The following is a 21,525-nucleotide window of genomic DNA, read 5'->3' as shown; positions in this document are numbered from 1 at the left end:
TCAATCGCGCTTGGCGATATCGGCGAAGCTACCTGCCAACAATCGGCAAAGATCTGCTGCCGCCAGCTCAATGTCCAGCCCGCGTTTGCCGCCGGAAACGTAAATGGTGGCGAACTGCTGTGCCGGGCTGTCGATCACCGTTGGCAGGCGTTTTTTCTGCCCCAACGGGCTGATGCCCCCCACCAGATAACCAGTGACGCGTTGCGCCAGCAGCGGATCGGCCATTTCTGCTTTTTTAGCCCCCAGTGCACGGGCGACCTTTTTCAAATCCAACTGAGTGGCGACCGGCGTGACCGCTACCGCCAGATGTTTGGCATCACCGTTCAGTGCCACCAGCAGCGTCTTATAAACGCGATCGGCATCCAGTCCAAGTTTCTTCACTGCTTCATCACCGAAGTGGGTTTCTGCACTGTCGTGATGATAAGGATGAAGGGTAAAGGCGACTTTTTGTTTCTCAAGCAGGATCACTGCGGGCGTCATGGGTTTTCCTATTTCTCCCGACGCACAAGGGTGCAACGGGTTGCAACAAAACGACAAAAATATAACGGTAACAGCAACCTGAGCAACGGCAACATAAAGCGGGTTGCCAAGATGTTCACTCGGTTGCTACCCTGTGTATTGTAACCGTTAACACGGTTGCTATGCGTATAACTAAAATACAAGAAATTCCTCTTTGACTGGCCAGTAGCGATATTGGCCACTTTTTTTACTGCTCCTGCAGCATCGCCGGCAGATTATCCTCGCCGTACAGATGCAGCGCACCCACCGCCACTACGTAATTGCCTGCCGGTAACGCCTCCAGTTTTTGTCGCCAGTCGCGGTTGCGCTGATGCATCAACACGTCGTACAGATCGGCACTGAAAGTCGCGGGCAGGGTTTCCAGCATGCCGTTGGGTTTCGCGTCCAGCCACCAGCTCACCATAGTTTGCAGCAATCGTGCGTTGGTATGCCAGTGCTCCAGCGTATCACGCAGCAGCGCCATGCCTCCTTCCGGTAACTGCTCCAGCATCGCCATCTGCTGTTCAGCACCTTCCAGCTCGATCACCTTTTTATGCTGTGCCCTGGCGGCCTGCAACAACTGATAATCCACGCCGTATTCGGCGCGCAACCCCAGCCGCTGAGCCTGACGGGCCTGCATCATCAGCGCCACCTGCCAGCCGGGCAGGGTTGAAAAAGTCTCGGCATCGGTCCCCAGCTCCTGGCACAGCGTCAACAACTGCTGAAATTCGGGTTCGGAGAGCCGTTGATCCAGCTCTGCCTGCTGCGAGATGTGGTCAAAGGGGGAGGCGGAGCCGGTAATATCGGCCTCCACGATCAAGGCATCTGCCTGCTTCAGGCGTGCGGCCAGTTTGGCCGGCAGCGGTGACATATCCACCGTCCCCATATGAATACTGCCCACCAGATGGAACTGACGATCGCCGGGCAGTCGAATATCCAGTGCCGGATAGGCGTAGGTGATGGGGGAGATCAGGCCGAGAAAGGCGGCGATGCGGCGTAACAGTTGACCCATACAGCGTGGCTCCTGAATAACTTGTTCGCCTTTCAGCTTGAAAGGTGAGGGGCGTAACATTTACCCCATGCTAAACGCTATCTGGCATACAAGAAAGTCTGAAGAGTGAAGGAATTATCCCAAAGGAAACGGGGCGCGATGAATTGCGCCCCGTGGTCTTGGTTCAGTCTATGGGGGGTTAGGCAAGAGTGGCGTGATAACCGGCCTGTTCCACTGCGTTAATCAGCGTTTGTGGCGCGACATCGCCAGTCACTTTGGCGCTATCAATAGCCACATCCACGGCGGTAACGCCAGGCACGGCTTCCAGGGCTTTACGTGTGCTGCCAACACAATGCATGCAGGAAAGTCCCTGCAATGCCAGTACGGTAGTTTGTGACATGATTCGATTCCTCGCTCAAGTGCGGTGTTTAAAGGTTGACCGCTTGACCTGTTTTCACTAAGAATGAAGGATAAACCTTCCAGCAAGGGGAAGGTCAAGGAGTGAAAATGAATATTAGCGATGTAGCGAAAAAAACCGGTTTAACCAGCAAGGCCATTCGCTTTTATGAAGAGAAAGGGCTGGTGACCGCGCCGATCCGCACCGATAACGGTTACCGCAGCTATAACCCAAAGCACATTGAAGAACTGACGCTGCTGCGCCAGGCTCGGCAGGTGGGGTTTAATCTGGATGAATGCCGTGAGCTGGTGGCGCTGTTTAACGATCCGGCCCGCCATAGCGCCGATGTGAAAGCGCGCACGCTGCAAAAAGTGGCTGATATTGAAAAGCACATTGCCGAACTCGGTGAGATGCGCCAGCGTTTAGTGGCGCTGGCGGATCAGTGTCCGGGCGATGACGGAGCCGAGTGCCCGATCATTAATAATCTGGCGGGTTGTTGTCATAACCACTAACGGGTAATGGCGCGGATCACCAGCGTTATGCCCTCGACGGCGATCACTTCGACCTCGGTACCCACCGCCAGATCTTCACTGGCCTGGGCCCGCCAACTGCTGTCGCCGATGTTAATGCGCCCCATACCGTTATGCATAGGTTCGGTCAGCGTGGCGCGGGTGCCAATCAACTGGCGGTTGCGCTGGTTCAGCACCTGCGAACCGCTGGAAGCTGCAGCCGGGCGCTGGCGCAGCCAGTACCACCACAGGTAGGCCACTACTACGGTCAGTACGGCAAAAATCACCCCCTGCCATTCCCAGCCCAACTGCGGCAACAGCCAGACGATGGCGCCGACCACCACCGCCGATACGCCACTCCACAACAGGTAGCCGCTGGCACCGAGCATTTCTGCCGCCAGCAGCAGCCCGCCGAGGGAAAGCCAAAACCAGTGCGGGTTTGCTGCAATTTGTTCGAGCATGATTACTTGCCTTTGTTGTCTTTCAACAGTTCGGCAATGCCACCAATTGAACCAAGCAGGCTGCTGGCGTCCAGCGGCATCATGATAACTTTACTGTTGTTGGCGGAGCCGATTTTCTGCAGCGCATCGGTGTATTTCTGCGCCACAAAGTAGTTCACTGCCTGGATATTGCCGCTGGCGATAGCGTCGGACACCAGTTGAGTGGCTCGCGCCTCTGCTTCAGCGGCACGCTCACGGGCTTCTGCCTGCAGGAACGCGGACTGACGTTCACCCTCTGCCTTGAGGATTTGCGACTGTTTGTCACCTTCGGCACGCAGGATGGCAGCCTGACGCACGCCTTCGGCCTCCAGAATATCTGCACGCTTGGTTCGCTCGGCCTTCATCTGGGCGTTCATTGCCGAGATTAATTCTGCCGGCGGACGTACGTCTCGGATCTCGATGCGGGTGATTTTAATGCCCCACGGATTGGTGGCTTCGTCGACGATATGCAGCAGGCGACTGTTGATGCTGTCACGTTGCGAGAGGATTTCGTCCAGCTCCATGGAACCGAGCACGGTACGGAAGTTGGTCATGGTCAGGTTGACGATTGCCAGCTCAAGATTACTCACTTCATAAGCGGCACGCGCCGGATCGACCACCTGGATAAAACACACCGCATCGATGGCCACGTTGGCGTTGTCGCGCGAGATGATTTCCTGTGAAGGGATATCCAGCACCTGCTCCATCATATTAATTTTTCTGCCGATGCGGTCCATAAAAGGCACCACCAGGTTTAAACCGGGCATCAGCGTTTTGGTGTAGCGGCCGAAGCGTTCCACCGTCCATTGGAACCCTTGCGGAACAATTTTGACGCCGGCAAATACGATGATCAGTGCGACGACAATCACGATGGGAATAAGGGTGAACATGGCAAACCTCCTGTCAGACATATGTAAACAGATATTACGCCAGCCGCAGTGTAAAGACTAATAAATCAGGGGCGCTGGGCCATTAACATTCCAAATTGGCATGTTTCCAATAATTTTAATTCATTTCATGACGTTGTCCGTCTTGGCTACAGTAAAAAGCATTGCCGCTTTTCACTTCGAATATTTGTCATTTTTATTTGCGACTATGCTTTTTGAAATGACATCAGTGCCAAGGATTGTTATGGACTCAATCAGTGTTGATGAACTCGCCCCAAAAAAAGATCGTTGGTATCGCATTGTGGAGGAATTACTGTCCGCCGCCGGTATCGCCATCAATGGTAACCGTGCCTGCGATATCAAGGTGCATAACCCGGCGCTGTTTAAACGCATTTTGCAGGAAGGTTCGCTTGGGTTCGGCGAAAGTTATATGGACGGCTGGTGGGACTGCGATCGGTTGGATGGGTTGTTCACCCGCATTTTGCAGGCCGGTGTCGACGAGCGTTTGCCAAAAAATCTGAGCGACATTGCGCGCATTGCCTATACCCGGTTGTTCAACCTTCAGTCACGCAAACGTGCCTGGCAGGTGGGCAAAGAGCATTATGACATTGGCAACGATCTGTTCCGCGCGATGCTCGATCCCTATATGCAATACTCCTGTGGTTACTGGAAGGAGGCCGAAACGCTGGAACAGGCGCAGTTGGCCAAGCTGAAAATGATCTGCGAAAAGCTGCAGTTAAAACCGGGCATGTCGTTGCTGGATATCGGCTGCGGCTGGGGTGGGCTGGCGCAGTATGCGGCGGAAAACTACGGGGTCTCGGTGTACGGTGTGACCATTTCCGCCGAGCAGCAAAAGCTGGCGCAGGAGCGCTGTGCCGGTCTTGAGGTCGAGATCCTGCTGCAGGACTATCGTGATTTGAATCTGCAATTTGACCGCATCGTTTCCGTTGGGATGTTTGAACACGTGGGGCCAAAAAACTACGACACTTATTTCCGTGTTGCCGCGCGTAATCTTAAACCCGATGGCCTGTTCCTGCTGCACACCATTGGTGCCAACCAAACAAATCTTCACGTCGACGCCTGGATAGACAAGTACATCTTCCCCAATGGCTGTCTGCCTTCGGTGCGTCATATCTCCGAAGCCAGCGAAGGGCGTTTTGTGATGGAGGATTGGCACAATATCGGTGCCGATTATGATCGCACGCTGATGGCCTGGTATGAGAATTTCAAACAGGCCTGGCCGATGCTGTCCGAAGGCTATTCTGAACGTTTTGAACGGATGTTTACCTATTACCTGAACGCCTGTGCCGGCGCATTCCGTTCGCGTGATATTCAGCTCTGGCAGGTGTTGTTCAGCCCGAAAGGCGTTGAAGGCGGGGTGCGGGTTTACCGCTGAGAAGGGTTGGGGCGCAGTTCAAGGAGCTGCGCCCCAACCTATCAGTACAACAGTGAATACAGCTGACGACGGTACTTGGCGGCCAGCGCGTCGCCGGTGCCCAGTGCGGCCAGAATATCCATCAATGTTTTACGCGCGCTGCCGTTGGCGGCGGCGAGATCTTTCTTCAGATGCCCGATCAACAGTTCCAGCGCTTCTTCATTACGCCCAACCTGATGCAGTTGTAGCGCCAGTTGCACGGCCAAGTCGACGTTTTCCGGCTGCTGCTCCACCTGCTGTTGCAACAGCTGAATTTCCGGCGTGTCGGCGGCCTGTTTCAGCAGTTCAATTTGCGCCACCAGGCCCTGATAACGGGTATCTCGATCCTGTAACGGGATAGTCGCCAGCACGGCTTCGGCATCTTCAGTGCGGTTCAGCGCGATCTGGGTTTCTGCCAGTGTCAGGCCGATATCACTACGTTGCTGGCTGGCTTGCCAGGCGTCTTTCAACAGGGGCAGCGCCTCTGCGGCTTTGTCTTCGGCCAGCAGTTCGGTCGCCTGCGCCAGTTTCAGATCTTCTTCCTTCGGCAGGAAACGCTGCAGGAATTCACGGATCATTTCTTCCGGCTGTGGGCCCTGGAAACCGTCGACGGGCTGACCATCTTTGAACAGATACACCGTCGGCAGCGAGCGCAAACCGAACTGGGCAGCGATGGCCTGTTCTGCGTCACAATCGACCTTTGCCAGCAGGAACTGACCGGCATATTCCGCCGCCAGCTTATCGAGTATTGGGGTGAGTTGCAGACAGTGTTGGCTGCGATCCGACCAGAAGTAGAACACCACCGGCATGGACATTGACTGTTCCAGCGTCTGGTGCAGGTTTGTTTCGTTAATATCAACAACAGCTTGAGCTAGCATGTAATTTTCTCTCTGATCTTGCGGAGCCATTGGCTTTTAGATGGGGGCGGAGCAGCATTCTTCAACCCCGGCGGCCAAATTAACCGTTGCTGCGTAATACCCAGTCCAGACAGCGGCCGGGCAGGATGCGACGTAATACGCTTAGCGCGTGCGCCAGCAGGGTCACCGGGTAACGCAGTTTGGCCCTTGGGCTTTCCAGCGCGTGGCGCAGTTTGGGTAAAATCGCCTCCGGTGGCAGCGTCAGACGCTTGGCAATGCCGGGGTTATGCACCGGTTTATCGCTCTGCGCCTGATTGACGTTCTGGGTAAAGTGGGTGGAGATCGGGCCGGGTTCAATCAGGCTGACCTGAACGCCGGTGCCGTGCAGCTCCATTCGCAGCGCGTCGGACCAGGCTTCCAGTGCAAACTTGCTGGCGGCATAGGCACCACGTCCGGCGCTGGACACCAGCCCCATCACCGAACTGGTCTGAATAATGCGCCCTTCACCGTGCGGTAACATCGCCGGCAACAGCAGCTGGGTGAGTTGATGGGTACCGAACAGGTTGGTGGCGAACTGCCGTTCCAACTGCTGGCGGGAAATGCTGCTCAGCGGGCCGTAAACGCCAAAACCGCCGTTATTGAACAGGCCATACAGGCGGCCGCCGGTCAGTTCGATTACCTTCGCGGCGGCGCGTTCGACGCTGGCGCTGTCGTCCAGATCCAGCTCAATGCCTTCCAGCCCAAGCTGAAGCATATTCTCTACGTCCTGCGGCTTGCGACAGGCGGCCAGCACCCGGTAACCACGGTTACGCAGATCCTGCGCGGCAATCAATCCAATCCCGCTGGAACAGCCGGTTATCAACACTGCTTTTTGCATAACTTTACCTAGTGTACAACCCTATTTAGTTAGACTCATGTTTTACTAGAGGTTCCAGGCGTTCCGCCATCCAGGTGGCGATAAACGGTTGGGCATCCTTATTGGGATGCAATCCGTCATCCTGCATCCATTCCGCTTTTACCACCACCTGTTCCATGTAGAACGGCAGCAGTGGAATGTCGAACTGTTTGGCCAGCTGCGGATAAATCGCGCTGAAGGCCTCGGTATAGCGGCGGCCATAGTTGGGGGGAATACGGATTTGCATCAGCAGCGGTTGTGCACCGGCCTGCTGCACCAGCGTGATGATTTGGCTGAGGTCGCGCTGCAGATCCTGCGCCGGGAAACCGCGCAGGCCATCGTTGGCACCCAGTTCAATCAGTACCCAGCGTGGCTGGTGTTGTTTTAGCAGTTCGGGCAGGCGTGCCAGCCCCTGTGCGGCGGTGTCGCCGCTGATGCTGGCGTTGACCAGCTGCGGTTCACCCGGTTTTTTCTGCCATTGGTCGGCCAGCAGCGTCGGCCAGGCCTGCGCCACCGGCAAGCGGTAACCGGCGCTTAAACTGTCGCCCAATATCAATAAGGTATCGGCGGCGACAGCGCGTAAACTGAATAATCCCAACAGCAAAAGGAAGGGAAGATGCCAGCGGAAAACGTTCTTGAAGTTCATCATCTTAGTAAACACGTTGGTCAGGGTGAGCATCAGCTCTCCATCCTTACCGGAGTCGAGCTGGTTGTCAAACCCGCGCAGACAATTGCCCTGATTGGCGAGTCCGGTTCGGGCAAGTCAACGCTGCTGGGGATCCTCGCCGGGCTGGACGACGGCAGTGAAGGGGAGGTGCATTTGTTGGGCGAGTCACTGACCGCGCTGGATGAAGAAGGCCGTGCCGCCCTGCGCGCCAAAAATGTCGGCTTTGTATTTCAATCATTTATGCTGGTACCGACGCTCAACGCGCTGGAAAACGTACAGTTGCCGGCGTTGTTGCGTGGCGAAAGCGATCGCCAGAGCCGCGAACAGGCAGTGCAACTGTTGGATCAACTGGGGTTGGGCAAGCGTCTTGACCACTTGCCGGCACAGCTTTCTGGCGGTGAACAACAGCGCGTAGCGCTGGCACGGGCGTTCAGTGGCCGACCACGGGTGCTGTTTGCCGATGAGCCCACCGGCAATCTCGATCGCCAGACCGGTGAACGCATCGCCGATTTACTGTTTTCCCTCAACCGCGATTTCTCCACCACGCTCATTCTGGTCACCCATGACGAAACCCTGGCGGCACGCTGCCAGCGGCGGCTACGCCTGCGTGAAGGCAAGCTGTGGGAGGAAGCATGATCTGGCGCTGGTTTTGGCGCGAGTGGCGTTCGCCGTCGCTGCTGATCGTCTGGCTGGCGCTGACGCTGTCGATGGCCTGCGTGCTGGCATTGGGCAGCATCAGCGACCGTATGGACAAAGGCCTGAGTCAGCAGAGCCGCGATTTTATTGCCGGTGATCGGGTGTTGCGCAGCGCCCGGCCGGTACCGGAAGGCTGGCTGCTGGACGCACAGCAACAGGGGCTGAAAGTCAGCCGACAGCTGTCGTTCACCACCATGACCTATGCCGGCGATCGGCCCCAGTTGGCGGATGTAAAAGCCACCGATCTGGCCTATCCGCTGTACGGCAAGCTGGAGACTCGCCCGGCCAACGTCAAACTGGAGCCGGGGAGCGTGCTGGTGGCACCGCGTCTGCTGGCGCTGTTGAACGTGAAGGTAGGAGATAAGCTGGACGTGGGCGATACCCGCTTACGCATCGCCGGAGAAATCATTCAGGAGCCGGATTCCGGCTTCAACCCGTTCCAGACGGCACCGCGCATCATGATCAATCTGGCGGATGTGGACAAAACCGGGGCAGTGCAGCCGGGCAGCCGCCTGACCTACCGTTATATGTTTGCCGGGACCCCGGAGGATATCCAGCGTTACGAAGCTCGCCTGACGCCGCAGTTGGGGCCTGACCAACGCTGGTTTGGTCTGCAGGAGTCCGGCAGCGCTCTGGGGAAATCATTGCAGCGTTCTCAGCAGTTCCTGCTGTTGTCGGCGTTACTGACCCTGTTGCTGTCGATTGCCGCCGTGGCGGTGGCGATGAGCCACTATTGCCGCAGCCGTTACGACCTGATCGCGGTGCTGAAAACCCTGGGGGCCGGTCGCAGCGCGTTGCGGAAGCTAATCGTCGGCCAGTGGTTGGCGGTGATCCTGTTGGCGGCGGTGTGTGGCGGCATTATCGGGCTGGGGTTTGAAGCGGTGTTGATCCGCCTGTTGGCACCGGTGTTGCCGGCGGAGTTGCCCGCAGCCGGAGCCTGGCCGTGGTTGTGGGCGATCGGCGCATTGCTGATGATTTCGCTGCTGGTGGGGCTGCGGCCATACCGGCAGTTGCTGGCGACCCAGCCGCTGCGGGTACTGCGTCGTGACGTGGTGGCCAATGTCTGGCCGCTACGCTATTTCCTGCCGGTGACGGCGGTGATAGTGGTGGCGTTGCTGACTGCGCTGATGGGAGCCAGCACGCTGCTGTGGTCGATCCTCGCCGGCATTCTGGTGCTGGCACTGCTGTTGGGCTGTATCGGTTGGGGCAGCCTGCTGTTGCTGCGCCGTATTACGCTTAAAAACCTGGCGCTGCGGCTGGCGGTTAATCGTCTGCTGCATCAGCCCTGGGTCACTGTCAGCCAACTGGCGGCGTTCTCGCTGTCATTTATGCTGTTGGCGTTATTATTGGTGCTGCGTGGCGATCTGCTCGAGCGTTGGCAGCAGCAGTTGCCGCCGGACAGCCCGAACTACTTCCTGTTGAACCTGACCGAAGCGCAGGTGCCTCAGGTGAAAACCTTCCTGCAACAGCATCAAATCAAGCCAGAAACCTACTACCCGATTGTCCGTGTACGCCTGACCGAGATTAACCAGCAGGTGGCGACCGAGCGGGTGCATGAGGACGATCCGGGTGGCGAGGCGGTGAATCGTGAGCTGAACTTGACCTGGCTGGCAGATTTGCCAGCGCACAATCCGCTGCTGGCCGGTAGTTGGCCGCCGAAAGTCGGCGAGGTGTCGATGGATCAGGGCATTGCCGGGCGGCTTAAGATCAAACTGGGTGATACGCTGACCTTCAGCGGCGATACTCAGTCGTTCAGCGCCAAGGTCACCAGCCTGCGTCAGGTGGATTGGGAAAGCCTGAAGCCGAACTTTTACTTCATCTTCCCGCCGGGTGCGCTGGACGGCCAACCGCAAACCTGGCTCACCAGTTTCCGCTACGACGGGGATGGCCAGATGCTGACCCAGCTTAATCGTCAGTTCCCGACGCTCAGCCTGCTGGACATAGGTTCGATCCTCAAACAGGTGGGTGGCGTACTGCAGCAGGTGAGCCGCGCACTGGAAGTGATGGTGGTGCTGGTGGTGCTCTGTGGCGGCCTGTTGCTGATGGCGCAGGTGCAGGTAGGTATGCGTCAGCGACGTCAGGAACTGGTGGTGTATCGCACGCTGGGTGCCAGCAAGCGCCTGTTGCGCAGCACGCTGTGGTGTGAGTTTGCCCTGCTGGGGCTGGTGGCGGGCATTGCCGCCGCGGTGGGCGCGGAAGCGGCGCTGTGGTTGCTGCAGAGCCAGGTGTTTGACTTCCCATGGGCACCCACGCCGGTATTGTGGTGGGCACTGCCGTTACTCAGCGCGCTGTTGTTGTCACTGTGTGGCGGTTGGCTGGGCGTGCGCTTGCTGCGCGGACAGGCGCTGTTCCGCAGCTACGAGGGTTAACTCAACGTGATATCAGGCTGGCCCAAGTGACAGGGCCGGTCATAACCACAATAAGCACTGCCCCCCACGCGTTCCAGTTCTTCGCTTACCCCCCGTATTTATCCCCAACTCCAGCGCTTTCGGCCAGGGCACTTCGACGTCCTGAGTGTGAAATCGGTTACACTTAATGTTCGGTTTACTAAAACAGACATCAAAAATGAGGGTAAAGGGAAGTTACCAATATCGTCATTTCAACTCCACGATCTGGCAAATTATCACATTAAATCAATGTATTTAAGTCTTTTCAGGGTTATGGTTTTGCTTTTTTTGTGATAATTAAATTATGTAATCGTTTCCACTAATGTGATCGCACTCACTTCTCTCCGGCGGATTGCCTCCTATCATAACGGCAACTTAAGAACGTTATCGATTGGAGGCAGTATGAGTACTACCGTCAAAGTGTCGGCGGCTGAGAAAAGCCAAAGCAATGCAGGCATGACTTTTTTCGTCTGTTTTTTAGCCGCACTGGCCGGGCTGCTGTTTGGTCTGGATATCGGCGTTATTGCGGGGGCTCTGCCGTTTATCACTGATTCGTTTCATATGACCAGTTCCCAGCAAGAGTGGGTGGTCAGCTCAATGATGTTTGGGGCCGCGGTCGGTGCCGTGGGCAGCGGTTGGATGAACTTCCGTATCGGGCGTAAATACAGCCTGATGATTGGCGCAGTGCTGTTCGTGCTGGGCTCGTTGTGCTCAGCGGCGGCACCTAACGTTGAAGTCTTGCTGCTGTCGCGTATTCTACTCGGGCTGGCGGTGGGGGTCGCATCCTATACGGCGCCCATTTATCTGTCTGAAATCGCGCCGGAAAAAATTCGCGGCAGCATGATTTCGATGTATCAGCTGATGATTACCATCGGCATTCTGGCGGCCTACCTGTCGGATACCGCATTCAGTTACACCGGCGCCTGGCGTTGGATGCTGGGGGTGATTACCATTCCAGCCGTACTGCTGCTGGTCGGGGTGTTTTTCCTGCCGGATAGTCCACGCTGGCTGGCTTCGCGTAACCGTCATGAACAGGCGCGTCAGGTCTTGGAGAAACTGCGTGATAGCAGTGCTCAGGCGCAGCATGAACTGAACGAAATTCGTGAAAGCCTCAAGCTGAAACAAAGCGGCTGGTCACTGTTTAAAGACAATAAGAACTTCCGCCGTGCCGTTTTTCTCGGCGTCCTGCTACAGGTGATGCAACAGTTCACCGGCATGAACGTTATCATGTATTACGCACCGAAGATCTTTGGTCTGGCGGGCTTTGCCAGTACCGCCCAGCAGATGTGGGGGACGGTGATTGTGGGTTTGGTCAACGTACTGGCCACCTTTATCGCCATTGGCCTGGTTGACCGCTGGGGCCGCAAACCGACGCTGACGCTGGGCTTTATCGTCATGGCAGTGGGCATGGGGGCGCTGGGGACGATGATGCATGTGGGGATGAATTCACCGACCGAGCAATACTTCGCCATTATCATGCTGCTGATGTTTATTGTCGGTTTTGCCATGAGTGCCGGTCCGCTGATTTGGGTGCTGTGTTCCGAGATCCAACCGCTGAAAGGTCGTGACTTTGGCATCACCTGTTCCACCGCCACCAACTGGATCGCCAATATGATCGTCGGGGCGACGTTCCTGACCATGCTGAATTCGCTGGGCAGCGCTTATACCTTCTGGGTCTACGCGGCGCTCAACCTGGTGTTTATCTTCATCACGCTGGCGTTGATCCCGGAAACGAAAAATATCTCTCTGGAACATATCGAACGCAATCTGATGGCCGGCAAACCGTTACGCAACATTGGTTCACGCTGAGCGGTTAACCAGGCACACGAGACCCGCGGATACGGCGGGTTTTCGCTCCTGATACTGAATAAGGGGAAGTGAAGTTATGACGATTCTGGTAACCGGCGGCGCGGGCTACATTGGTTCACATACGGTACTGGCGCTGCTGGAACGTGGTGAAGATGTGGTGGTGCTGGATAATTTGGTCAATGCGTCCGAAGAGTCTTTACGGCGCGTGGAACAACTGACGGGCAGGGCTGCGACGTTCTATCAGGGAGATGTGCAGGATGCCGGTTGCCTGAAGCGCATCTTTGAGGAAAACAGAGTTGCCTCGGTGATCCACTTTGCCGGTCTGAAGGCGGTGGGGGAATCCACCCAAAAACCCCTGGAGTATTATCAGAACAACGTGGCGGGGACGCTGGTGCTGCTGGAGGCGATGCGCGAGGCGGGAGTCCATCAGTTTATCTTCAGCTCCTCCGCCACGGTGTACGGAGAACATGCCCCGGTGCCTTATCGGGAAGATATGCCGATCGGTGGCACCACCAGCCCCTACGGCACTTCCAAATGGATGGTTGAACAGATCCTGCAGGATTTTGCCAAGGCCGAACCGGCATTTTCGATTATCGCGCTGCGCTACTTTAATCCGGTGGGTGCCCACGAGTCTGGCCTGATTGGCGAAGATCCGAGCGGCATTCCCAATAACCTGCTGCCTTATATTGCGCAGGTGGCGATTGGCCAGCGGGAAAGCCTGAGCGTGTTCGGCGGCGACTACCCAACCAAAGACGGCACGGGCGTGCGTGATTATATCCACGTGATGGACGTGGCGCAGGGCCATCTGGCGGCGATGGATCATTTAGCTAAGATGGTCGGTTTTAAAGCCTATAACCTCGGTTCCGGGGTCGGCTACTCGGTGCTGGAAATGGTGCAGGCGTTTGAAAAGGCCTCGGGCGTTGCCATTCCTTATCAGATCCTACCGCGCCGCGCAGGCGACTTGCCTGCCTTCTGGGCCGATGCCGGGCTGGCGAAACAGGAACTGGGTTGGCAGGTGCAACGCGGGCTAGACGTGATGATGCGCGATACCTGGAACTGGCAGAGTAAAAATCCGCAGGGCTATCGCCGCTAGCTTTTCATCGGCAATAAAAAAGGGTTCAGCTCTATGAGTTGAACCCTTTGTTTTTGGCGCGGCGTAATACTTAAGCCAGCTTTTGCTGTGCCCAGGCCAGACCGCTTTGGTATTCGGTTGGTAGCAATGGTGCCAGTGCCTGTAACGTCTGCTGCAATGCAGAGGCGTCAGGATCGTTCAGGTTCAGGTGCCCGACCTTACGGCCTTCACGCACCTCTTTCTCGTACCAGTGCAGATGCACCAGCGGCAGCGCCAGCCACTGCGGATCCACTGCGGTACCGATCAGGTTGACCATCACCGACGGGGTGCTCACTACCGGCTTCGGCAGCGGCAGGGCGAGAATGGCGCGCAGATGCAGTTCGAACTGGCTGATGGACGCGCCGTTCTGCGTCCAGTGACCGCTGTTGTGCACCCGGGGGGCCAGCTCGTTAATCAACAGACGATCGCCAACGATAAAGCACTCCATCGCCATCACGCCGACGTAGTTTAGCTCATCAAGGATGGCCGTCAGCATTTGCTCCGCCTGCTGTTGCAGCGCAGGGTTGGGCAGCGGTAACGCCACGCTGGTGCGCAGAATGCCTTCTTCATGCAGGTTATGGGTCAGTGGATAGAACACCGATTGGCCATCATGCCCGCGAGCACCAACCAGCGAGACCTCACCGGAGAAGTTAATGCCCTGCTCAACGATACATTCACCATAGGCATCGGCCGGCAGTTCGGCTTCCTGGCCTGGACGCAGACGCCACTGGCCGCGGCCGTCATACCCGCCAACACGGCGTTTAACGATCGCCAGTTCGCCAAGGGCAGCAAACACCTGTGGCCATTCGGCGGTATCGGCCAGCAACTGCCACGGTGCGGTAGCCAGGCCAAGCTGATCGAGCAACTGTTTTTGCGTCAGGCGGTCCGCCAGACGTGGGAAGATATCGCGGTTGACGAAGCTGTTATGGGTCGCCAGTTCGCGCGTCAGCGCGGTTTCCGGCCAGCGTTCGATTTCAGCGGTGATCACGCTGTTCTGGTAGGGCACGGCTTCCGGTTCGGCGTCGAGGCCAACCGGATACACGGCGATGCCCAGCGGCTCACCGGCCTGGCGCAGCATGCGCCCTAACTGGCCGTTGCCCAGTACGCAAACCGGCTTCATGCTTCCTCCCGCGGATCCGGGTTGTTCAGAACGTCGTCAGTCTGTGCCTGACGCCAGTCGGCCAGGCGTTGTGCCAGCGCGGTGTCGTGCAGCGCCAGAATTTGCGCCGCCAGCAGTGCGGCATTGGCAGCACCCGCTTTGCCGATCGCCAAAGTACCGACGGGAATGCCACGCGGCATTTGCACGATCGAATACAGGCTGTCTACACCGCTCAGGGCGGCGCTTTGGACCGGAACACCCAGCACCGGAACCAGCGTTTTCGCCGCCAGCATGCCTGGCAGATGCGCAGCACCGCCCGCACCGGCAATGATCACGTCAAAACCGTTTGCCGTCGCCTGTTCGGCGAAGCTGAACAGCTTGTCTGGCGTGCGATGAGCGGAAACGACTTCGACATGGAACGGGACATCGAGCGAGGTCAGGACGTCGGCCGCAAACTGCATGGTGGCCCAGTCACTTTTCGATCCCATTACAATTGCGATTTTGACCCCAGCGTGGGTGGCTGAAGCGGCGTTGGCTCCCATGGGTGTAAGGCTCCTGTGATTGTACAAACGACGGCCGGTTGCCTGCGGCGGGAGGCCGAATGAGGGCGTAGAGCATACCATGAGCGCACGGCGAGGAAAACGGTTGCGTCGCCGGTTTTCATCGTCAAAAGGGTGAATTTTTTTACCTGTGCGACAAGTCAGGAACTTAGAACGGGAACTGGATCAGTTCGACGGCGTCGGCGCTGACTTTGATCATTGAGCCTTCGACGTGCCAGGCACCCAGCACCACGCGGTGGGCCTTGCCGTTGCTCAATGCCAATTCATGCACCGCCGGGCGGTGAGTGTGGCCGTGGATCATCCAGTGAACCTGGTGGCACAGCATTGCCTGCTCAACCGCTTGCGGGTTGACGTCCATAATCGATTCTGACTTGTACTGGTTGCTCTGCTGGCTGCGGGCCCGCATTTTGGCAGCGATCTTCAGTCGCCAGCGTAGCGGCATCGCCAGAAACAGTTTTTGGATCAGGGGATTGTGCACTTTGCGACGGAACTGTTGGTAGGCCTGATCGTCGGTACACAGCGTGTCGCCATGCAGGATCAGGATTTTTCGGCCATACAGATCCAGCACTTTTTCTTCCGGCAGCAGTTGCATGCCGCTGGCGCGGGCAAAGCGTTTGCCGACCAGAAAATCACGGTTGCCGTGGATAAAGTAGCAGGGGACGCCAGTCTGTTGCAGCGCCTTCAGGGCCGCGGCGATTTCGCCGTGCAGCGGCTCGGGATCGTCATCACCGATCCAGGCTTCAAACAGGTCGCCAAGAATGTACAGGGCGTCGGCGTGGGGAGCATCTTGCCGCAAAAAACGCAGAAAACCGGCAGTGATTGCCGGTTCCTGTGCGCTTAAATGCAGATCTGCGATGAACAGCGTGTTCATGCAGCCGCGATTACTCGCTGACGGTAACGCTAGTGACGATCACGTCTTCTACCGGTACGTCCTGGTGCATGCCGCTACGGCCAGTTTTCACCGCTTTGATCTTGTTAACCACGTCCATGCCTTCAGACACTTCAGCAAATACGCAGTAGCCCCAGCCCTGCGCGTTTTCGCCGCGGAAGTTCAGGAAGTCGTTGTCAGCCACGTTGATGAAGAACTGTGCGGTCGCAGAGTGTGGATCGTTGGTACGAGCCATTGCCAGGGTGCCGATGGTGTTTTTCAGACCGTTGTTGGCTTCGTTCTTGATGGTCGCTTTGGTGTCTTTCTGGGTCATACCAGGTTCGAAACCGCCGCCCTGAACCATAAAGCCATTGATAACACGGTGGAAAATGGTGTTATCGTAGAAACCTGCACGGCAATAGTTCAGGAAGTTTTCAACGGTAACCGGCGCTTTGTCAGCAAAGGTGTTGATAACGATATCGCCGTGATTAGTGTGGAAAGTAACCATAGTTTTAGTCCTAACAAGATGAATTGAGATGTCACAGGGATCGAGTGAACAATCAGACCGCCGTTATAACATATCTCCTTTAATCAGTCAGCAGCGGCTAAACCGCATGCCGACTGTGGTAAACCGAGATTTGTTATATTATAACGTTGAAGGCGATCGCTGATTTCTCACCGTTTTCCACCTCTCAGCTTAGCAAACCGCGGCCTTAACCTTGCATTAGATCAGGCTTCGGGTTTCAATACGCTGCTGGGTGAATCGCCTAATTACTATTTTTGTTATCACGCACACCACGGAATGTCCCGATGCTAAAGATTTTTAATACCCTGAGTCGTCAAAAAGAGGAATTTAAACCCATTCATGCCGGTAAAGTGGGCATGTACGTGTGCGGGGTAACCATCTATGACCTGTGTCATATCGGCCACGGGCGTACCTTTGTTGCTTTCGACGTAGTGGCGCGTTATTTACGCTACCTCGGTTATTCGCTGAACTACGTGCGTAACGTTACCGACGTTGACGATAAAATTATCCGCCGCGCGACAGAGAATGGCGAAAGCTGCGATCAACTGACCACGCGCATGCTGGCAGAGATGCACGCCGATTTCGACTCCCTGCTGATTGAACGCCCGGACATCGAACCGCGTGCTACCCAGCATATTGCCGAGATCATTGAGATCACCCAGCGCCTGATCGAGCGCGATCACGCTTATGTGGCCAGCAACGGCGATGTGATGTTCTCCATCGACAGCGATCCGCAATACGGCTTGTTGTCACGCCAGGATCTGGATCAGTTGCAGGCCGGTGCACGCGTAGAAATCGACGACGTGAAACGCAACCCGATGGATTTCGTGCTGTGGAAAATGTCCAAGCCGGGCGAACCGAGCTGGGAATCGCCATGGGGCGCAGGCCGTCCGGGTTGGCACATTGAATGTTCTGCCATGAACTGCAAGCAATTGGGCACTCATTTTGACATCCACGGCGGCGGTTCCGATCTGATGTTCCCGCACCACGAGAACGAAATTGCCCAGTCGAGCTGTGCGCACGATGGCCCTTACGTCAACTACTGGATGCACTCCGGTATGGTGATGATCGACAAAGAAAAAATGTCGAAATCGCTGGATAACTTCTTCACCATCCGCGACGTGCTGGGCTACTACGACGCCGAAACTGTGCGTTACTTCCTGATGTCTGGCCACTATCGTAGCCAACTGAACTACAGCGAAGAGAACCTGAAGCAGGCGCGTACTGCCCTGGAACGTCTGTACACCGCGCTGCGTGGTACCTACGCCAACGCTCAACCGGCCGGTGGCGAAGTGTTCGAAGCTCGCTTCCGCGAGGCAATGGACGACGACTTCAATACGCCAGAAGCTTACTCAGCGCTGTTTGATTTGGCGCGTGAGGTTAACCGCCTGAAGGCTGAAGATCTGACGGCAGCCAACGGGCTGGCGGCGGAACTGCGCAAGCTGGCGAAGGTGTTGGGCTTGTTGCAGCAAGAACCGGAGCTGTTCCTGCAGGGCGGCGCACAGGCTGACGACGGTGAAGTGGCGGAGATCGAAGCCTTGATCAAACAGCGCAACGACGCGCGCAAAGCCAAAGATTGGGCGCTGGCGGATGCCGCGCGCGACCGCTTGAATGAGATGAACATCGTGCTGGAAGATGGCCCACAGGGTACCACCTGGCGCCGTAAGTAATTCGCTTTAGGCTGACAAACAAAAAAGGCGCTGAGTTAACCCTCAGCGCCTTTTTCTATGGAGCACGGCTTACGGCTTAACGACAACCTTGCCGCCGTTATACTCGACTACCTGATCGGCAACGATTTTGCAGCGCTTACGCGTTTCTACTTTGCCGTTCACTTTCACCTGCCCATCGGCGATGACTTCTTTGGCGCCGCCGCCGCTTTCACACCAGCCCTGGAATTTGAGCAGGTCGCACAGTTCGACGTGCGGGTGATTATCCAGATTAAAAGTTTCCATACTGCCTTACTTATTTAGGTTGAACGTCGTGATAAACCTCGCAGGCCTGCAAGGTATTTTGGATCAGTGTAGCAACGGTCATTGGGCCAACGCCACCCGGAACCGGAGTAATGTAGGCTGCGCGCTCGCTGGCGGCTTCAAAATCTACGTCGCCGACTACTTTACCACTTTCCAGGCGGTTAATGCCGACATCCACCACGATCGCACCCGGTTTGATCCAATCACCCGGAATAAAGCCCGGTTTACCGACCGCAACCACCAGCAGATCGGCGTTTTCGACGTGATGACGAAGATTTTTGGTGAACCGGTGGGTCACGGTGGTGGTGCAACCGGCCAGCAGCAGCTCCATGCTCATCGGGCGGCCGACGATGTTGGACGCGCCAACCACGACGGCATTCAGGCCATAGGTATCGATGTTATAGCGCTCGAGCAGGGTGACGATGCCGCGTGGGGTGCAGGGACGCAGTTTAGGCGAGCGCTGGCACAGGCGACCGACGTTGTACGGATGGAAACCGTCGACGTCTTTATCCGGATGAATACGTTCCAGCACTTTGACGTTATCGATGCCGGCAGGCAGCGGCAACTGCACTAAAATACCGTCGATCTCGCCGTCGGTATTCAGTTGATCGATCAGCGCCAGCAGTTCGGCCTCACTGGTGGTGGCAGGCAAATCATAGGAGCGGGAGAGGAAACCCACTTCATCACAGGCGCGGCGTTTGCTGGCGACATAAATCTGTGAGGCCGGGTTTTCGCCAACCAGTACGACTGCCAGGCCCGGCGCGCGTTTACCGGCAGCCAGACGTTGTTTAACTTGCTCAGCCACTTCGTTTCTAACCTGCTGCGCAATCGTTTTACCATCAATAATCTTTGCTGACATCAGTGAGGAAATCCATCAATTAAGAAAAGCGGGGATGGTGCTATTTTGTCAGAAGCGGAGCGCGCTGTCAGGCGCTGAATCGTGTTCGACGCCGTTTGCCTGGCATGATTTACGTTTTTTTATGCCAACAGAATGATCCGCTACATCTTTTTACCGCCCGGTACCGAGCCGAACTCAAGATAAATAACGATGTTAACTTCATAGCGATATCTGTAATGGCTGAAAAAACACCATAAAGCACGGCTACAGCCGTAACGTCATGAAAAGGCATTGACTCAGTAACCCCTGACCGTATAATCCCCTCCCGCAACCCTCGGTTGCCGCATCCCAATGCGCCCTTAGCTCAGTTGGATAGAGCAACGGCCTTCTAAGCCGTAGGTCACAGGTTCGAGCCCTGTAGGGCGTACCATTTAGATTCAACGAATTAAGCTTCTTCCTCAACAGCTACATTTCCCAAAAGTGTCAGATTAGTGACATTGTCCGCCAAGACTTCGTCAATTTTTTCTCGTATGTTCGGTTAAATGATATGGGGAAACGGGGCAGCTCTCCAAAAGTAGCAATCAGTAGACCTGAAACTGGGGGACGGAAAAGTCTGGGAATATCCCCCCAAAAAAGAAGATCAGGGACGCAAGTAATGTTTCAAAAAAGTCACCCCATCTTTTAATCCAGCCATGCCTGCCGGATGGGTGGTGGTATCTTTAAAGAATTGAATAAAGCCATGCTCAGCATTTTTATACACGTTAACCAGGGTTGTTACTCCCGCATGGTTTAAAACATCGCCCAACTGTATACATCCATCGTAAAGTGGATCATTGTCACCTACGGATATAAGTGTCGGGGAAAGGTGATGGTGATTTCCATATAATGGTGAAACGAGCGGATCGTTTATTGCCATCCCTTCAGGGAGGTAACAGCTTGCCACAAATTTCATAATGTCAGTAGTAGGGAAATTAGTTTCACCAAATGCGGCGAAGGATGGCGTGTCAAAATCGAAACTGGCACTGGGATACATCAACCACTGTGCACAAATGGGTGGACCTTTACGATCACGGGTGAGGGCATTCACCACTATAGCTATTGTCGCTCCCGCGCTGTCGCCGGTTACTGCAATAGCATTGCGGTCGATCTGCAACGTCTCTGCCTGCTGATGTAACCATTGTAAGGCTGCATAGCTATCTTCAATCCCTATTGGGGCGGGAAACTCTGGGGCTAGACGGTAGTCAATTGCCAGCACGACAGCACCGAATTTATTGGCCAGGGCGCGGCAAAGTACATCATGAGTATCTAAATCGCCCGAGACCCAGCCACCACCATGAATAAACAGAATTGCAGGTTTAAGTGTGTTTTCTTTTTGTGCAGGGACATACAATCGTGCAGGCATATCATATTCAGGTGAGGTGGGAATAACTATTTCTGACAGGGTTTCTACCCAATCTGGCTCACCGGCAGTCGGGATCAGTTGACGATAATCACTCCGCATTTCTAAAACTCGTTCGATTTTCTTGTCCATTAAATTGCTACTCCTATCCGTTTATCGAAACGTCCCTAAAAAAGGAATGTTGTCTTTTGCCGATTATTTTTTCCCTACCTGAAATGCTGCCACATCGGTTCTGTTCTGGATAACCCACTCACCACTGGCACGGAATGATGCCGCAGAGGCATAAGTATCTTCCATGAACTGAAAATATACGATTTTACTGTTTTCTACTTTAGCCTTGATCGAAAAGGGGGAGGTAAACTGGTGGCCCAGAGCGACAGAGGTGTAAGTAAATTGCCCAAATACGGCCACTGTATCGCCCTCTGCAAGGATATCTGTGATATCAAAGGCATCAACATTCCAGTAGGTCCCAACATTGACGAAGGTATCAATATACACTTGACGCCCTTGGGAGGTACCCGCCCAAGGCTCAATCTGTTTTAACTCAGGGTTGTTAAAATTGAGCGAGACATAGGTAGCATTAATATCTACTAATTGATTAGCGGCATTTTCAACTTTATCCTTAGCGGTATTTTCTAAGAATGCCTGGTAATGGTGCCAACTTACTG

At 55.6% G+C, this 21,525-nt stretch carries 22 protein-coding genes, 1 tRNA gene and 1 pseudogene; 8 read left to right on the top strand and 16 right to left on the bottom strand.

Features of this window, described 5'->3' with window-relative positions; translation table 11 throughout:
- The 3 genes and pseudogenes from ybaK to BEI65_RS23700 all read right to left on the bottom strand — a co-directional run.
- Positions 1 to 480, bottom strand: a complete 480-nt coding sequence (gene ybaK, locus BEI65_RS23710; protein ID WP_099065348.1) for a Cys-tRNA(Pro)/Cys-tRNA(Cys) deacylase YbaK — start codon at positions 478 to 480, stop codon at positions 1 to 3.
- Between the two features lie 226 nt (positions 481 to 706).
- Positions 707 to 1,510 (bottom strand): TraB/GumN family protein, encoded by an 804-nt coding sequence (locus BEI65_RS23705; protein WP_099065347.1) that lies wholly within the window; start codon positions 1,508 to 1,510, stop codon positions 707 to 709.
- A gap of 181 nt (positions 1,511 to 1,691) precedes the next feature.
- Positions 1,692 to 1,877, bottom strand: a pseudogene (locus BEI65_RS23700) (cation transporter); the annotation flags it as partial.
- Between the two features lie 119 nt (positions 1,878 to 1,996).
- On the opposite strand from BEI65_RS23700, the gene cueR reads away from it, so the two are divergent.
- Positions 1,997 to 2,398 (top strand): Cu(I)-responsive transcriptional regulator, encoded by a 402-nt coding sequence (gene cueR, locus BEI65_RS23695; RefSeq protein WP_099065345.1) that lies wholly within the window; start codon positions 1,997 to 1,999, stop codon positions 2,396 to 2,398.
- Here cueR and BEI65_RS23690 read toward each other — a convergent pair.
- Complete coding sequence (locus tag BEI65_RS23690; RefSeq protein WP_099065344.1) at positions 2,395 to 2,856, bottom strand: NfeD family protein; 462 nt, start codon at positions 2,854 to 2,856, stop codon at positions 2,395 to 2,397. The two genes, cueR and BEI65_RS23690, sit on opposite strands and share 4 nt — an antisense overlap.
- Before the next feature lie 2 nt (positions 2,857 to 2,858).
- Positions 2,859 to 3,764 (bottom strand): SPFH domain-containing protein, encoded by a 906-nt coding sequence (locus tag BEI65_RS23685; RefSeq protein WP_017891872.1) that lies wholly within the window; start codon positions 3,762 to 3,764, stop codon positions 2,859 to 2,861.
- Positions 3,765 to 4,005: 241 nt separating this feature from the next.
- Here BEI65_RS23685 and cfa point away from each other — a divergent pair, with 241 nt between their 5' ends.
- On the top strand, positions 4,006 to 5,157 hold the full coding sequence (cfa, locus tag BEI65_RS23680) for a cyclopropane fatty acyl phospholipid synthase (protein ID WP_099065343.1): 1,152 nt from the start codon (positions 4,006 to 4,008) through the stop codon (positions 5,155 to 5,157).
- Between the two features lie 41 nt (positions 5,158 to 5,198).
- On the opposite strand, the gene BEI65_RS23675 is transcribed toward cfa, so the two are convergent.
- The 3 genes from BEI65_RS23675 to tesA form a co-directional block, all read right to left on the bottom strand.
- A complete protein-coding gene (locus BEI65_RS23675; RefSeq protein ID WP_099065342.1) occupies positions 5,199 to 6,053 on the bottom strand; it encodes a co-chaperone YbbN in 855 nt (284 codons plus the stop codon).
- A 79-nt stretch (positions 6,054 to 6,132) separates the two neighbouring features.
- Positions 6,133 to 6,909, bottom strand: coding sequence for an SDR family oxidoreductase (locus BEI65_RS23670; protein ID WP_099065341.1), 777 nt, complete (start codon positions 6,907 to 6,909; stop codon positions 6,133 to 6,135).
- A 25-nt stretch (positions 6,910 to 6,934) separates the two neighbouring features.
- A complete protein-coding gene (gene tesA / locus BEI65_RS23665) occupies positions 6,935 to 7,573 on the bottom strand; it encodes a multifunctional acyl-CoA thioesterase I/protease I/lysophospholipase L1 (RefSeq protein ID WP_165366381.1) in 639 nt (212 codons plus the stop codon).
- Here tesA and ybbA point away from each other — a divergent pair.
- The 4 genes from ybbA (at position 7,544) to galE (ending at position 13,579) form a co-directional block, all read left to right on the top strand.
- Positions 7,544 to 8,230 carry a putative ABC transporter ATP-binding protein YbbA gene (gene ybbA / locus BEI65_RS23660; RefSeq protein WP_099065340.1) on the top strand — a complete coding sequence of 229 codons (687 nt, stop codon included), beginning with the start codon at positions 7,544 to 7,546 and terminating at the stop codon, positions 8,228 to 8,230. The two genes, tesA and ybbA, sit on opposite strands and share 30 nt — an antisense overlap.
- Positions 8,227 to 10,659 (top strand): putative ABC transporter permease subunit YbbP, encoded by a 2,433-nt coding sequence (gene ybbP, locus BEI65_RS23655; RefSeq protein ID WP_099065339.1) that lies wholly within the window; start codon positions 8,227 to 8,229, stop codon positions 10,657 to 10,659. Before ybbA ends, ybbP begins: the two co-directional genes overlap by 4 nt.
- 420 nt (positions 10,660 to 11,079) lie before the next feature.
- Positions 11,080 to 12,486, top strand: coding sequence for a sugar porter family MFS transporter (locus BEI65_RS23650; protein ID WP_099065338.1), 1,407 nt, complete (start codon positions 11,080 to 11,082; stop codon positions 12,484 to 12,486).
- A 76-nt stretch (positions 12,487 to 12,562) separates the two neighbouring features.
- On the top strand, positions 12,563 to 13,579 hold the full coding sequence (gene galE, locus BEI65_RS23645; RefSeq protein ID WP_099065337.1) for a UDP-glucose 4-epimerase GalE: 1,017 nt from the start codon (positions 12,563 to 12,565) through the stop codon (positions 13,577 to 13,579).
- Positions 13,580 to 13,649: 70 nt separating this feature from the next.
- Here galE and purK read toward each other — a convergent pair whose 3' ends face one another.
- From purK to ppiB, 4 genes are all read right to left on the bottom strand, one after another.
- Complete coding sequence (purK, locus tag BEI65_RS23640; RefSeq protein ID WP_099065336.1) at positions 13,650 to 14,717, bottom strand: 5-(carboxyamino)imidazole ribonucleotide synthase; 1,068 nt, start codon at positions 14,715 to 14,717, stop codon at positions 13,650 to 13,652.
- Entirely contained in the window at positions 14,714 to 15,238 is a 525-nt protein-coding gene (gene purE, locus BEI65_RS23635; RefSeq protein ID WP_099065335.1) for a 5-(carboxyamino)imidazole ribonucleotide mutase, read from the bottom strand. The genes purK and purE overlap by 4 nt, the downstream gene beginning before the upstream one ends.
- A 166-nt stretch (positions 15,239 to 15,404) precedes the next feature.
- A complete protein-coding gene (locus tag BEI65_RS23630) occupies positions 15,405 to 16,127 on the bottom strand; it encodes a UDP-2,3-diacylglucosamine diphosphatase (RefSeq protein ID WP_099065334.1) in 723 nt (240 codons plus the stop codon).
- A gap of 10 nt (positions 16,128 to 16,137) precedes the next feature.
- A complete protein-coding gene (ppiB, locus tag BEI65_RS23625) occupies positions 16,138 to 16,632 on the bottom strand; it encodes a peptidylprolyl isomerase B (RefSeq protein WP_085115523.1) in 495 nt (164 codons plus the stop codon).
- A gap of 302 nt (positions 16,633 to 16,934) precedes the next feature.
- Here ppiB and cysS point away from each other — a divergent pair, with 302 nt between their 5' ends.
- Entirely contained in the window at positions 16,935 to 18,320 is a 1,386-nt protein-coding gene (cysS, locus tag BEI65_RS23620) for a cysteine--tRNA ligase (protein WP_099065333.1), read from the top strand.
- Between the two features lie 69 nt (positions 18,321 to 18,389).
- On the opposite strand, the gene ybcJ is transcribed toward cysS, so the two are convergent.
- Positions 18,390 to 18,602: a ribosome-associated protein YbcJ gene (ybcJ, locus tag BEI65_RS23615; RefSeq protein WP_085115525.1), complete on the bottom strand. Its 213-nt coding sequence runs from the start codon at positions 18,600 to 18,602 to the stop codon at positions 18,390 to 18,392.
- Between the two features lie 10 nt (positions 18,603 to 18,612).
- A complete protein-coding gene (gene folD / locus BEI65_RS23610; RefSeq protein ID WP_099065332.1) occupies positions 18,613 to 19,479 on the bottom strand; it encodes a bifunctional methylenetetrahydrofolate dehydrogenase/methenyltetrahydrofolate cyclohydrolase FolD in 867 nt (288 codons plus the stop codon).
- Between the two features lie 332 nt (positions 19,480 to 19,811).
- On the opposite strand from folD, the gene BEI65_RS23605 reads away from it, so the two are divergent.
- Positions 19,812 to 19,888: transfer RNA gene (locus BEI65_RS23605), tRNA-Arg, on the top strand.
- A 210-nt stretch (positions 19,889 to 20,098) separates the two neighbouring features.
- Here BEI65_RS23605 and BEI65_RS23600 read toward each other — a convergent pair.
- Together BEI65_RS23600 and BEI65_RS23595 are read right to left on the bottom strand one after the other, a co-directional pair.
- A complete protein-coding gene (locus tag BEI65_RS23600; RefSeq protein WP_198404503.1) occupies positions 20,099 to 20,989 on the bottom strand; it encodes an alpha/beta hydrolase in 891 nt (296 codons plus the stop codon).
- A 63-nt stretch (positions 20,990 to 21,052) separates the two neighbouring features.
- The coding region (locus tag BEI65_RS23595; RefSeq protein ID WP_157765478.1) for a nuclear transport factor 2 family protein at positions 21,053 to 21,525 on the bottom strand (473 nt) is incomplete at its 5' end.

The sequence above is a fragment of the Serratia sp. BW106 genome, assembly GCF_002607755.1.
GTDB lineage: Bacteria > Pseudomonadota > Gammaproteobacteria > Enterobacterales > Enterobacteriaceae > Serratia > Serratia proteamaculans.
This window is presented reverse-complemented; position numbering and strand designations above follow the sequence as displayed.

Bases quoted from the DNA above. Each gene is read 5' to 3' on its own strand.
- cfa (WP_099065343.1), top strand. From the start codon at position 4,006: ATGGACTCAATCAGTGTTGATGAACTCGCCCCAAAAAAAGATCGTTGG.
- BEI65_RS23630 (WP_099065334.1), bottom strand. From the start codon at position 16,127: ATGAACACGCTGTTCATCGCAGATCTGCATTTAAGCGCACAGGAACCG.
- cueR (WP_099065345.1), top strand. From the start codon at position 1,997: ATGAATATTAGCGATGTAGCGAAAAAAACCGGTTTAACCAGCAAGGCC.
- purK (WP_099065336.1), bottom strand. From the start codon at position 14,717: ATGAAGCCGGTTTGCGTACTGGGCAACGGCCAGTTAGGGCGCATGCTG.
- ppiB (WP_085115523.1), bottom strand. From the start codon at position 16,632: ATGGTTACTTTCCACACTAATCACGGCGATATCGTTATCAACACCTTT.
- folD (WP_099065332.1), bottom strand. From the start codon at position 19,479: ATGTCAGCAAAGATTATTGATGGTAAAACGATTGCGCAGCAGGTTAGA.
- cysS (WP_099065333.1), top strand. From the start codon at position 16,935: ATGCTAAAGATTTTTAATACCCTGAGTCGTCAAAAAGAGGAATTTAAA.
- BEI65_RS23675 (WP_099065342.1), bottom strand. From the start codon at position 6,053: ATGCTAGCTCAAGCTGTTGTTGATATTAACGAAACAAACCTGCACCAG.
- BEI65_RS23685 (WP_017891872.1), bottom strand. From the start codon at position 3,764: ATGTTCACCCTTATTCCCATCGTGATTGTCGTCGCACTGATCATCGTA.
- ybbA (WP_099065340.1), top strand. From the start codon at position 7,544: ATGCCAGCGGAAAACGTTCTTGAAGTTCATCATCTTAGTAAACACGTT.
- BEI65_RS23690 (WP_099065344.1), bottom strand. From the start codon at position 2,856: ATGCTCGAACAAATTGCAGCAAACCCGCACTGGTTTTGGCTTTCCCTC.
- BEI65_RS23650 (WP_099065338.1), top strand. From the start codon at position 11,080: ATGAGTACTACCGTCAAAGTGTCGGCGGCTGAGAAAAGCCAAAGCAAT.
- ybbP (WP_099065339.1), top strand. From the start codon at position 8,227: ATGATCTGGCGCTGGTTTTGGCGCGAGTGGCGTTCGCCGTCGCTGCTG.
- ybcJ (WP_085115525.1), bottom strand. From the start codon at position 18,602: ATGGAAACTTTTAATCTGGATAATCACCCGCACGTCGAACTGTGCGAC.
- galE (WP_099065337.1), top strand. From the start codon at position 12,563: ATGACGATTCTGGTAACCGGCGGCGCGGGCTACATTGGTTCACATACG.
- tesA (WP_165366381.1), bottom strand. From the start codon at position 7,573: ATGAACTTCAAGAACGTTTTCCGCTGGCATCTTCCCTTCCTTTTGCTG.
- purE (WP_099065335.1), bottom strand. From the start codon at position 15,238: ATGGGAGCCAACGCCGCTTCAGCCACCCACGCTGGGGTCAAAATCGCA.
- BEI65_RS23705 (WP_099065347.1), bottom strand. From the start codon at position 1,510: ATGGGTCAACTGTTACGCCGCATCGCCGCCTTTCTCGGCCTGATCTCC.
- BEI65_RS23600 (WP_198404503.1), bottom strand. From the start codon at position 20,989: ATGGACAAGAAAATCGAACGAGTTTTAGAAATGCGGAGTGATTATCGT.
- BEI65_RS23670 (WP_099065341.1), bottom strand. From the start codon at position 6,909: ATGCAAAAAGCAGTGTTGATAACCGGCTGTTCCAGCGGGATTGGATTG.
- ybaK (WP_099065348.1), bottom strand. From the start codon at position 480: ATGACGCCCGCAGTGATCCTGCTTGAGAAACAAAAAGTCGCCTTTACC.